The organism is Pontiella sp. (assembly GCF_041622395.1).
Taxonomy (GTDB): Bacteria; Verrucomicrobiota; Kiritimatiellia; order Kiritimatiellales; family Pontiellaceae; genus Pontiella.
The window spans coordinates 15693-27327 of record NZ_JBFJYW010000007.1 but is presented as its reverse complement, the minus strand read 5'-3'; the positions used below and the strand labels follow the sequence as shown (position 1 = coordinate 27327).

At 62.3% G+C, this 11635-nt stretch carries 12 protein-coding genes; 11 read left to right on the top strand and 1 reads right to left on the bottom strand.

Annotated features, from left to right (window positions below):
- Window positions 1–337 precede the first annotated feature (337 nt).
- Window positions 338–1504 carry a deoxyguanosinetriphosphate triphosphohydrolase gene (locus tag ABYO54_RS01040; RefSeq protein ID WP_372806040.1) on the bottom strand — a complete coding sequence of 389 codons (1167 nt, stop codon included), beginning with the start codon at window positions 1502–1504 and terminating at the stop codon, window positions 338–340.
- 73 nt (window positions 1505–1577) lie between these two features.
- Between ABYO54_RS01040 and ABYO54_RS01035 the strand changes: the two genes are divergently transcribed.
- The 11 genes from ABYO54_RS01035 to ABYO54_RS00985 are packed head-to-tail and all read left to right on the top strand — an operon-like array spanning window position 1578 to window position 11276.
- A complete protein-coding gene (locus tag ABYO54_RS01035) occupies window positions 1578–2342 on the top strand; it encodes an RDD family protein (RefSeq protein WP_372806038.1) in 765 nt (254 codons plus the stop codon).
- 3 nt (window positions 2343–2345) lie between these two features.
- Complete coding sequence (locus ABYO54_RS01030; protein WP_372806036.1) at window positions 2346–2954, top strand: hypothetical protein; 609 nt, start codon at window positions 2346–2348, stop codon at window positions 2952–2954.
- Window positions 2947–3492: a hypothetical protein gene (locus ABYO54_RS01025; protein WP_372806035.1), complete on the top strand. Its 546-nt coding sequence runs from the start codon at window positions 2947–2949 to the stop codon at window positions 3490–3492. The genes ABYO54_RS01030 and ABYO54_RS01025 overlap by 8 nt, the downstream gene beginning before the upstream one ends.
- 2 nt (window positions 3493–3494) lie before the next feature.
- The gene (locus ABYO54_RS01020) at window positions 3495–3809 is read left to right on the top strand and encodes a rhomboid family protein (protein ID WP_372806033.1); all 315 of its coding nucleotides are present in this window, start codon (window positions 3495–3497) and stop codon (window positions 3807–3809) included.
- Window positions 3806–5449: a DUF4129 domain-containing protein gene (locus ABYO54_RS01015; RefSeq protein WP_372806031.1), complete on the top strand. Its 1644-nt coding sequence runs from the start codon at window positions 3806–3808 to the stop codon at window positions 5447–5449. Before ABYO54_RS01020 ends, ABYO54_RS01015 begins: the two co-directional genes overlap by 4 nt.
- Window positions 5433–6608: a DUF4350 domain-containing protein gene (locus ABYO54_RS01010; RefSeq protein WP_372806029.1), complete on the top strand. Its 1176-nt coding sequence runs from the start codon at window positions 5433–5435 to the stop codon at window positions 6606–6608. Before ABYO54_RS01015 ends, ABYO54_RS01010 begins: the two co-directional genes overlap by 17 nt.
- Window positions 6609–6610: 2 nt before the next feature.
- Window positions 6611–7576, top strand: a complete 966-nt coding sequence (locus ABYO54_RS01005) for an AAA family ATPase (protein ID WP_372806028.1) — start codon at window positions 6611–6613, stop codon at window positions 7574–7576.
- A complete protein-coding gene (locus tag ABYO54_RS01000) occupies window positions 7573–8913 on the top strand; it encodes a DUF58 domain-containing protein (RefSeq protein WP_372806026.1) in 1341 nt (446 codons plus the stop codon). Before ABYO54_RS01005 ends, ABYO54_RS01000 begins: the two co-directional genes overlap by 4 nt.
- A gap of 11 nt (window positions 8914–8924) precedes the next feature.
- Complete coding sequence (locus tag ABYO54_RS00995) at window positions 8925–9923, top strand: stage II sporulation protein M (protein ID WP_372806024.1); 999 nt, start codon at window positions 8925–8927, stop codon at window positions 9921–9923.
- A gap of 16 nt (window positions 9924–9939) precedes the next feature.
- A complete protein-coding gene (locus tag ABYO54_RS00990; protein ID WP_372806022.1) occupies window positions 9940–10737 on the top strand; it encodes an RDD family protein in 798 nt (265 codons plus the stop codon).
- Between the two features lie 11 nt (window positions 10738–10748).
- A complete protein-coding gene (locus ABYO54_RS00985; protein ID WP_372806020.1) occupies window positions 10749–11276 on the top strand; it encodes an NUDIX hydrolase in 528 nt (175 codons plus the stop codon).
- The last annotated feature ends 359 nt before the right edge of the window (window positions 11277–11635 follow it).

Here is an 11635-nt window from a genome sequence, read left to right as displayed (position 1 = left end):
CGAGCAGGCCGCCGAAGCTGAGCATCGCCTGCGTGCGCCGACGGACGAACAGCTGCCTTCTGCGCAGCGCGTCGCGGATGGCGCGCGTCTCTTTCGGATAGACGTAGCACTCGGGAAAGATCCCCAGCCGCAGCTGCTCGGAGGCGGGAAGGTCTCGCAGACTCAACCATTCCCGCCCAGTCCCTAACTAAGAGCCATTCCGTTCTGACCCCAGCGGTATTCCGTAGCACCGGATTCCGCTCCGGTGTTTCCACCAACCCGCTCTCCCCGTCCGTCACAGCCGAGTCGCCGTCGGTGATAAGGGAGGGCTTCTCCGCGGCGGGGAGTCCTGTCCCCATTAGCGGCCAAGGCAGTGCTTTTCGTATTCCTCGATGGCGTAGCGGTCGGTGCAACCTGCCACATAGTCGCAAACCGTGCGCCAGAGGCCTTCGGTGCCGATGCGCTCCTGGGCCTTGCGGCCCATGCTGTCGGGGTGCCCGATATAGTGCAGGAACAGCTTGCGCATCAGGCCGACCGACTCTTTGGTCGCGGCGGCCACGGTATGGTGGAAATACATGTTCTCGAACATGAAGGCGCTGAACTCGTCGAGCATCGATTGCATGCCGGGGCTGAAGTCGACGATCCGCCGCGGCACCGTCATCACGTCGCGAACCGTTTGGGGCATGAATTCCTCCAGCGCTTCGAAGGCATGGTTTTTCACATCGACGACCTGAAGTTCGAGCATGGTGCGGATGGTGGCGCGCACAAACTGGAACTCGGTGAGATTGTCGTAGCGCTCGCGCGTCGCCGCCGCCGCCGTTCGCCAGAATTCCGTGGTTTCGAGTTGTTCGAGGGTCACGATCCCGGCTTCGAGCCCGTCGTCGACGTCGTGGGCGTGGTAGGTCATGTCGTCGGCGATGTCGGCGATCTGCGCCTCGATCGACTGGAACGGGCCGATCGGGTGGCCATCGAGCCCGGCGTTTTCGATGTGCGCCTCGTGCTTGAGCAGTCCGGCGCGGACTTCCCAGCTCAGGTTCAGGCCGTGGAACCCGGGGTAGGGCGACTCGACGACTTCCACGTTGCGCAGGCTCTGCAGGTTGTGGTCGAAACCGCCTTTTTCCTTCATGAGCTCGTCGAGCACCTTTTCGCCTTCGTGGCCAAACGGGCTATGCCCGAGGTCGTGCGCCAGGCAGATGCTTTCGGTCAGGTCCTCGTTGGCCCGCAGGATGCGGGCGAGGGTGCGGCCGGTGGCCGACATCTCCATCGTGTGCGTCAGGCGGGTGCGGAAATGGTCGGCCGTTCCATTGACGAAAACCTGGGTTTTGTATTCGAGCCGGCGGAAGCATCGGCTGTGGAAAATCCGGTCGCGGTCGCGCGCGAAACAGGTGCGCAACGGGTGCGGTTGCTCCGCATGCCTGCGGCCCAGGCTCTCGGCGCTGCGGGTGGCGTAGGGGGCCAGTCCGTAGGCTTCCAAATCTTCCCGCTCTTTTCTGGACGGCATCTCGTTGGTTCTGTAGTTTTTCATGATCTTTAGCGCGTGGGTGAGGCATAAGTTCATGTGTTTTGGATGGGAATGTCAATTCGTTAAGGGGGCTTGCATGCATTGGTACTATGTCAAGGACGGAGAAAAGGCCGGGCCGATCGCGGATCGCGATCTGCCGGACTTCGTGACCCAGGGGGAAATCACCCCGGAAACCTTGGTTTGGAATGAAACGATGTCCGACTGGATGCCCTACGGCAAGGTACCCGACACGATCGCCGCCAGCCAGGCGCTGGCCGCCGTCGACACCGGGCCGAAGTGCTCCATCTGCGGCAAGGGGTTTGGCGAAGCGGATTTGATCGAATTCGAAGGGGCCAAGGTCTGCGCCGGCTGCAAGCCCGACTTCATTCAGCAGATCAAGGAAAACGCCGCACTTACCGGGGTGTCGGTCATGCGCTATGCGGGGTTCTGGTGTCGCTTCGGGGCGGTCTTCATCGACGGCATTGTCATGTATGTCGCCAACCTGCCCATTGGCATCGCCTTCAGTCTCATGATGCCGATGATGCAGAGCGGCAACAGCCGGCCCGGCGCCGCATTCTGGTTGGCTTTTGCCGTGATGTATCTCTTCCAGCTCGCGATCCCTGCGCTCTACATGATTCTGATGCACGGCAAGTACGGCGCGACGCTCGGGAAGAAAGCGATGGGCATCAAGGTGGTCATGTCCGATGGCAGCCCGATCTCCTATGGTCGCGCGACGGGACGCTACTTTGCCTACATCCTCAGCGGATTGATCCTGTACGTTGGCTACATCATGGCGGCGTTCGACGACGAAAAACGGGCGCTCCACGACCATATCTGCAACACCCGCGTGATCTATAAATAACCGATGAACCGCTTTTGCATCAAATGCCCCACCTGCGGCCATCCGATCCCCGCCGAGTGCTATAACCGCGGCGAGGCGGCGGTGCCGTGCGAGGTCTGCCAGGCCAAGTTGACCATCCACGCGCTTCCGGCCATCTACCGGAGCAAGCGGCGGTCGGGCGCTGCCGTTCCGGCCCAGCTCGACGATGCGGTCTGTTTTTACCACGCCGACAAGAAGGCCGAGCAGGTCTGCGACGACTGCGGGCGCTTTCTTTGCGGATTCTGCGAACTTCCCTTCGGCAACGAAGTCCTCTGCGCCTCCTGCCTGGCGCAGCGGCGGAAGTCCGAATCGATGACCGCATTCCAGCCCAAGCAGATGCGCTACGACAAACTGGCGCTGATGCTGGCGGTGGGATCGCTCCTCATGATGGTTCCGTTCTGGTTCACGGTCGTCATTCCCTCGGCGGTCGCCCTGGCCGGGGTTTACGTCGTGATCCGCTACTGGAAGAAGAAGCCGGCGCTGGCCGGCGCCTACCGCAGCCGCATGGTTGTGGCCATGCTGCTTGCGTTCGTGGCGGCGACGTGTTCCATTCTTTTTGCGCTCTTCATATTCCGGGAGATGATCGATGGATAATCCCGTTCCATACAAAAAGATTTCCGGCCGCGCGGGCAGTGCGATCGCCCACCACCGCATGTGGATGGCCCCCGACCACCTGCTGGTGGTCAAGCAGATCGGTTGCAGCGAGGAATTCAAGCGCTTCTATTTTTCCGATATCCAGGCGGTGGTCATCATGCGGTCGCCGCGCTATGCGTTGTGGGCGCTGGTGCTTCCGGTCATCGCGCTTTTCCTGATCGGTTTCATTTTCTCGGTAGACCATCCGGGCTTCCTTCAAGGGCTGCTTGGCGCGACCCTCGTATTCTGGGTCGTCCATCTGGCCAAGGGGCCCACCTGCACCTGCTGGATCCAGACGGGGATCAACAAGGAAAAGCTGCCGATGTTCGGCCGCGTTCGGGCCGCCAACAAATTCTGGCTGCGCATCGAGCGCGAGCTGCTCGAAGTGCAGGGCCGATTCGATCTCGACGCGATGGAAGCCGAGGGCACCCGCCCGGTGGTCGATCCGAAAAAGGCGCCGCCGCCCGTCCCGCCCGTCCCGCAAGCCGAGGTGGCCTGACCGTGGCGTCGCTGCATCAAACGAAATGCGTCAACCATGCCGGGCGGGAGGCCGTTGCCCGCTGCCCGATGTGCCACGACTTTTTTTGCCGCGAGTGCGTCACCGAGCACGATGGCCGCCTCATCTGCGCCAACTGCCTGCAAAAACCGGAAACGGCCAAGACGCGAAAAAAATCGCGAGTGCTTCCGGCGGCCGGGAATCTGCTGAAGGCCGCCGTCGGGCTGCTGCTGGCCTGGCTCGTCTTCTACGCCATCGGGCAAATCTTGCTGATGGTTCCCGATTCGTTCCACTCCGGCGACATCTGGAGTTCGATATGAGCCGTCGGGAAAAGCATGGAGCGGCCGAAGGCGCACTGGATCTGATCGAGCGCGCCATGCATCTGTTGCGCATGGCGCCGCTCCCGACGCTCCTGCTTTTCTATCTCGGCGCAATCCCGTATCTGCTCGCCGTCCTCTATTTCTTTGCCGACATGGCGGCCAGTCCCTTCGCGGACGACCGCTGCGCCGGCGGTGCGCTCGGCGTGGCCTTGCTCTATGTCTGGATGCGCTCGTGGCAAGCCGTCTTTGCCCAAAAACTCTCCACCCTCGCAACGGGGAAGGCGGCCGCTCCCGTCACGTTCGGCCGTTTCCTGCGCCTGTACCGTTTCCACCTCATCTATTCCGCGTGGGCGCTGGTGCTCGTTCCCTTTTCCGCGCTGGTCGCGGTGCCGTTCGGGTGGATCTACGCCTACTTCAACAACCTTTGCATCGTTGATCCGGAGCAGGGGAAGGCGGCCGCCGCCCAGGCCCGGCAAGCGGCCATGCCGTGGCCGAAGCAAAACCATCTCTTGATTTCCGTGATGGCCGGCTTTGGCTATTTCATCTTGCTCAACATTGTCTCGCTGCTGGCCTATGCGCCCGGTTTGCTCAAGTCGCTGGTTGGCATCGAAAGCGAATTCACGCGCAGCTGGCATTGGATGGGCAACTCCACCTTCATCGGGATCGTGATCGCGTTGACCTACCTCGCGCTGGAGCCGCTCGTCAAAGCGGTCTATGTCCTGCGCTTCCAGGCCTGCGAGTCGATCCGGACGGGCGCCGACCTGCTCGCCGACCTCAAGGCATTGCCGCCGCGCCGCCGGCTCGCGGGCCTGGCACGGGCGGGCCTGGTTGCCTTTTTGCTGTTCGGAGCGCTCGACGCCCGCGCTGCCAAAAAGAACGATGCGCCTTCCATTGAAGTGCAAGAGCTGGACGCATCGGTCGACCGCGTCATGCAGCAACGCGAGTTTACGTGGCGTATGCCGCGCGCCTTCAACGAATCGGACGAGGATAAAGGGTTTTTCGGCAAGTTCATGGATTCGGTGTTCGACGGGATGGAATCCATCGTCAAATCGATCGGCGAGTCGATCGAGGACTTCTTCGAATGGCTGGGCGATCGCTTCACGCCCGAGCATCGGCGGTCGGAGCGCGGCAATGGACTCGACCCCGCTTTTTTCAAGGGAATGTCGATCCTGCTGCTGGTCGTGTTGCTGACGATCCTCGTCGTCTTTCTCGCGAAGGCGGTCTTGGCGCGCCGTACGTCGCCGCCCAAGCTGGTGGAGGCCGAAGCGGCCACGATCAAGGTCGACCTCGACGACGAAAACATCATGGCCACCCTGCTGGAAGAGGACGAGTGGATTGCGATGGCGCGCGAGCTCGCCGCCGGCGGCGAACTGCGCAAGGCCACGCGCGCCTGGTTCCTGGCCGGATTGGCATACCTTTCGCGCAACGGGCTGCTTTCGATCCTGCATTCGAAGTCAAACCTCGACTACCGCCGCGAGCTGGTTCGCCGCGCGCGGCGCTGCCCGGACGTGGTGCCGGCGTTCGGCGAAAACATCGCCCTGTTCGAACGCGCCTGGTATGGCCTGCATCCCGCCTCGGCGGAAGATCTCGGCCAACTGGAGCACAACATGGAAAGGATGCGCCATGGCGTCGATGCGTAACGGGGGCATGTGGCTGCTGCCGGCGGTTTTGCTCGGGCTGTTGGGCCTCGGGTTCCATCAGTTGTTTGCCTTGCGTTTCGACGCGGGCGATGTCTACCCGGCCTATTCCTCGTTCCGCGCCGATCCGCTCGGCGCGAAAATTCTGTTCGAAGCGCTCGAAGCGATGCCGCACGTCGATGTCGAGCAGCGCCTCAAACCCTTTGCCGAAATGGACGGCACCAATTCCACCGCGCTGTTCCTCGGCGGAAGCACGGGGTCGTTGCTGCACGAGACGGAACGCGACTTGCGGCCGTTTGTCGAATCCGGCGGGCGGGCGGTGCTGGCCTTCGGCTCGGTCGAGCCGCGCATCAACAAATCTAAGAAAAAGGATGACGAGCCGAAGGGCGATTCCGCCGAAATGAACGAATGGGTTTCGGTATCGGAGTCGGACGGGCGGATCGACTGGGAGGTCGAACTCGAAGAGTTCGTCCGCAGCGACCTCACGGAAATCGAGCAGGAGACGGAGGCGCTCCCGGAAGCGGCGGTCGGTTTGCCGTCGATCCCGTGGAAATCGGCCCTTTGGTTCTCGGAGCTGGGCGAAGAGTGGACCGTGCTCTACCGCTATCTCGGCAAACCGGTCGTGGTCGAGCGGCCCTACCGGAAGGGTTCCCTGGTGCTGCTGGCCGATAGCTATGCCTTTTGCAACGAGGCCATGGTCCAGGACCGCCATACGGCGTTTTTGATTCGGATGATCGGTGCTCCCGCGCGCATCCTGTTCGACGAGCAACATCTCGGCGTCCACAGCCAGGAAGGCGTGATGATGCTGGTGAACCGCTACCGCTTGCAAGGGGTGCTCTTTGTGTTGCTGGCGATTGCCGGGCTGTTCGTTTGGCAACGCTCCACCAGCTTCATCCCGCGCCACGAGGAGGAGTCGGGGCCGAACGATATCGGTTCGGGGGTGGGGTCGATGAGCGGGTTCAACAACCTGCTGCTGCGGCATATCCCCCAGAAGAAACTGTTGGAAACCATGGTTTCGGAATGGATCGCCACCTTCGCGCGCACGCCGTCGATGCAAGCAAAACGCACCCGATTGGAATCCGAATTGCGGAACCTCGATGCCGGCAAACATCCGGTCGAAACCTACAACAAGCTCACGCAGATTTTGAACGAAAGGAAATAGCCATGGCGTATACGATTGAACAACTTCAGGAAACGCTGGCAAAGGCCAGGCAGGAGATTGCCAAGGTGGTGATTGGACAGGAGGACGTGATCGACAAGGCGCTCATCGCCATCGTCACGCGCAACCACGCGCTGATCGAAGGGGTGCCCGGCGTGGCGAAGACCCTGCTGGTCCGCACGCTCGCCAAGGTGCTCGGTTGCGACTTCGGCCGCATCCAGTTCACGCCCGACCTGATGCCCGCCGACATCACCGGAACCAATATCTTCAACATGAAGACCAATGCGTTCGATCTCGTCCAGGGGCCGATCTTCACGACCTTCCTGCTGGCCGACGAAATCAACCGCGCCCCGGCCAAGACCCAGTCGGCGCTGCTTCAGGCCATGCAGGAGCGCAACGTGACGATCGACTGCGATACGCATCTGCTCCCGGACGACTTCACCGTATTCGCCACGCAGAACCCGCTGGAGTATGAAGGAACCTATCCGTTGCCCGAAGCGCAGAAGGACCGCTTCATGCTCAAGATCACCATGGATTGCCTTGGAAAGGACGAGGAGATCGAGCTGGCCAAGCGCAGCCTCGGTGCCGATGCGCCCGAAAAGGTGCTGGAATCGGGCGGGGTCGAGGCGGTGGTTCCCGCCAACGAACTCGGCGCGCTTCGCGCCGCGCTGCAGAACGTGGCCGTGCGCGACGAGCTGGTCGATTATGCCGTCGCCATTGTCCGCGCCACGCGCTCCGACGATAGCACGCTGGTCGGTGCCGGGCCGCGCGCCACGCAGGCGCTGATCCTGGCCGCCCGCGCCTACGCCGCCATCAAGGGCCGCGACTTCGCCACCCCCGACGACATCAAGACCATGGCCGAACCGATCCTCTGCCTGCGCATCATCCTTCGCCCGGAATACGAGATCGAAGGCATGACCGTCTCCGAAATCGTGGAACGAATCCTTCAGGAAATCCCGGTGCCGCGTTGATCGTCCCGTCGAACAGATTGCTGCTGGCCGCCGCCGTGGTGCTTTTGCCCTATGCGGTCGGGGCGGCGTTTTCCCCGGCGGTGTTCCTGATCGGTTCGGCATTGGCGGCCGGCGCGCTGGCGGTTGTTTTGATCGACGCCGCCGTCAGCGGCGGCCGGCTGCGCAACATCGAGGTGGAGGCCCCGGCGATCGTCCGCCTTTCCAAACGGGTGGAGGGCCTCGTCGCGTTGCGCGTCAGAAGCAAAGGTCGACCGTTCCGGGCCATCCGTTTCGGGGTGCCGCTTCCGCCGTCGATCCGCTCCGACCAGGAACATTTCTTGATGGAGCTGCCGAAGGCCGACCGCTGGTACAAGCTCGGATGGACGGTGGAGCCGGCCGACTGCGGAAAGTATGCGCTCGAAGCCTGCTGCCTGGAAACGGCGTCGTTCCTGGGGCTGTGGCTCGTGCGCCGGTCGGTGCCCATCGTTGCCGAACTGCGCGTCTATCCCAACCTGCGGCGCGAGCGCAAAAGCGCGGCGGCGCTGTTCCTCAACCGCGGCGACTACGGCGGCCACCTCTGGCGGCAGGTCGGCAAGGGCCGCGAATTCGAAAAGCTGCGCGAATATATTCCCGGCGACACCTACCAGGACATCCACTGGAAAACGACTGCCAAGCGGCAACATCCCGTCACCAAGGTTTATCAGATCGAGCGCACACAGGAAATCTACGTGGTGCTCGACTCGTCGCGCCTGAGCGCCCGGCGCGTGCAGGTGCCGGGCACCGATGAGCAGGCCACCCTGCTCGAGCGCTATATCGGCTCGGCGCTGATGCTGGCCGTCGCCGCCGAATCGCAGGGCGACTTGTTCGGCCTGGTCGAATTCGGATCCAAGCCGCACCTGTTCCTGAAGGCCGCGCGCGGCAAGGCGCATTTCGACACCTGCCGCAATGCGCTCTACACCCTATTGCCGGAAGAGGCCTCGCCCGATTTCGACGAGCTGGTTTCCTTCCTCCGCACCCGGCTGCGCAAGCGCGCGCTGCTCATCTTCCTGACGAGCCTCGACGATGCGGCGGAGGCCGAGCGTTTCAAGGAGAGCGTCGCGGTGTTGAGCCGGCACCATCTCACCGTCGTCAATATGATGAAGCCTTCCGGCGCCGAACCGCTGTTCACGGGCGAGCCGGCCGGCTCGGTCGCCGATCTCTACGAGCGCCTCGGCGGGCATATCGCGTGGCGCAAACTGCACGAGCTCGAACTTCGCTTGCACACCATCGGCGTCCGGCTCAACCTGCTCGACAACGAGCATCTCAGCGCCGACCTCGTTACGCAATACATGCAGATCAAGCAGCGACAGCTTATTTAATTAGAAAAACCATGATCATCAATCTCCAGAGTTTCATCGAAAAGGAGCGGCCCGTCTGGGACGAGCTGGAGGCGTTGCTCGTGCGGATCGGGCGCGAGCCCTTCGGCAGCTTTGAGCTCGAGGAGCTGAAGCGCTTTCACTACCTCGCCGAACGCACGTCGTCGGACCTGATCCGGATCCGCGAATTCGTGACGCAAACGGAGCTGCAAGCCTATCTGGAGTCGCTGGTGTCGCGCGCCTTCGGCGAGATCCAGGAAAAGCAGGCCAACAGCATGCGGTTCCGGCCGTTGCACTGGTTTTTCAAGGTGTTCCCGCAAACCTTCCGCCGTCGCGCGCGGTGCTTTTCGCTGGCGCTGGCCATCACCGTGGTCGGTTCGCTGTTCGGCGGCGGGGCGGTGCTGTTCGATCCGGACGCCAAGGTGGCGCTGATGCCCTTTAGCCATTTGAAGGGCGATCCGAGCGAGCGGGTGGCCAAGGAGGAACGGAAGACGGGGAGCGATCTCGATGGCAAGGGTTCCTTTTCCGCCCAATTGATGACGCACAACACGCGGGTTTCGATTCTGATTTTGGCCTTGGGGATCAGTTGGGGCGTTGGATCGATCGTCCTGCTGTTCTACAACGGCGCCATCCTCGGCGCGGTGATCGCCGACTATCTGATGGCCGGCGAGGGGATCTTCTTGACGGGCTGGTTGCTGCCGCATGGCAGCGTCGAAATCCCCGCGATCCTGATCGCCGGGCAGGCCGGGTTGCTGCTGGCCGGCGCGATGGTCGGGTGGGGTAACCGCCTCTCGATGAAGATGCGCCTGCGCGCCATTGGGCCGGACCTGGTGACGCTCATCGGCGGGGTGGCGGTACTCCTCGTCTGGGCCGGGCTGGTCGAATCCTATTTCTCGCAGGACCACGAACCCGCGCTTTCCTATGGCTTGAAAATCGCCGTCGGCCTGGTCGAACTCGTCCTCTTGTTCGCGTTCCTGTTCTTCAGCGGCCGCGAAGGGGAGGTGGACGATTAATACCAAGTTCCATATCTTGAACATCCGAACCCCGGAAGGCGTCGTCTTTTCGTCGATGCTCGCCAGCCCCGTGGTCCGGATGCTCGCCTGGGTGGTCGACATCACCGCCGTCGGCGTCTTGACCATGGCCATCCGGTCGGTGCTGCTTCTCGCCGCGGTCGTCAACGTCGATTTTGTGATGGCCCTTTCGATCATCGTCTATTTTGCCGTCACCGTCGGGTACGGCATCTGCCTGGAGTGGCTGTGGAACGGCCAGACGCTCGGGAAGCGCTTGCTGCGCCTGCGCGTCGTCGACGAGGGCGGGCACCGATTGCATTTCAACCAGATCGTCGTCCGCAACCTGCTGCGCTTCGTCGATTCCCTTCCGCTGTTCTATTTCGTCGGCGGCGTCACCACCCTCCTCAACAGTCGTGCGCAGCGCCTGGGCGACATCGCGGCCGGCACCGTCGTGGTGCGGCAACCCAAGATCGACCCGCCGGACATCGGCCAGCTCGGCGGCATGAAATACAACTCGTTTTCGGACCATCCCTATCTGGAGGCGCGCCTCTGCTCGCAAGTTACGCCGAGCGAAGCCTCGCTGGCCCTCGCGGCCCTGATGCGCCGCAACGAGCTCGACACCCCCGCGCGGCTCGAGGTTTTCCGCGGCTTCGCCGAGCACTTCCAGACGCTCGTCCAGTTTCCGCAGGAAGTTACCGACGGTATTTCCGACGAACAATACGTGCGCAACGTCGTTTGCAGTGTCTATCGCCTAAACGGAACCGCCGGGCACGCATCTGCTCACGATCGTGAGCAGATGCGTTCCAAGCAGGAATGAAGGAGCCAAACATGTACGAAAAAACCATATCGACGAAGACGGTGTTTGAAGGGCGCATCCTGAATGTGGATGTGCTGGAGGTGGAACTGGTGGACGGGCGGCGCTCGGTCCGGGAGATCGTCCGGCACGGGGTGGCCGTGGCGCTGATCCCGCAGTTGCCGGATGGGCGCTTCATCTTCATCCGCCAATTCCGCAAGGCGATGGAGCGCATCTGCTTCGAGGTGGTGGCGGGCAATTGCGATCCGGGCGAGGCCGAAGAGGTATCCGCCGCGCGCGAGCTGAAGGAGGAGACGGGCTATACGGCCGGGTCGATCGAGCTGCTGGGCCCGATCTTCCCGAGTGTCGGCTACTGCACCGAGCGCATCGACATCTTCTATGCCCAGGTCGGCGAGCAGGGCGTGACCGCGTTCGATGAAGACGAAAACATTGAAACCGTCATCCTCTCGGAAGCGGAAATGGACGCCATGATCCGCAACAACGAGATCGCCGACGCCAAAACCCTCGCCGCCTGGATGCTCTACAAAGCCAAGAAAGCGTGATTCCGCAGGAGACGTCCTATCTGGAATATTCGCCGATTGAGGCTCCGCTTTCTTTCGGGCTGCGTCGGCGCGCGTTTTTCCGATGAGCGAGGGGTGCGCCCGGAGCCAGCGTGATCCTTTCTTGATGCAGGGTATGCCCACCACATCGGCAGCTCCGAAACGACCTCCTTCCAATCCCACCCCGCTTCCTGCCTGAGTAACGGCATTCCATGCCCGGCCGCAGCCGGTTTCCGGTTCTTTTCACTTTGCCGTGTCCTTAATAATGGGGATATCCGGATTTTATAACTCGCGTACTCTGTTTTAGGAATGAGGTTGGTGTAGGTATTGCCGACTTCACGGATGCTGAAGCAACAGGGTTC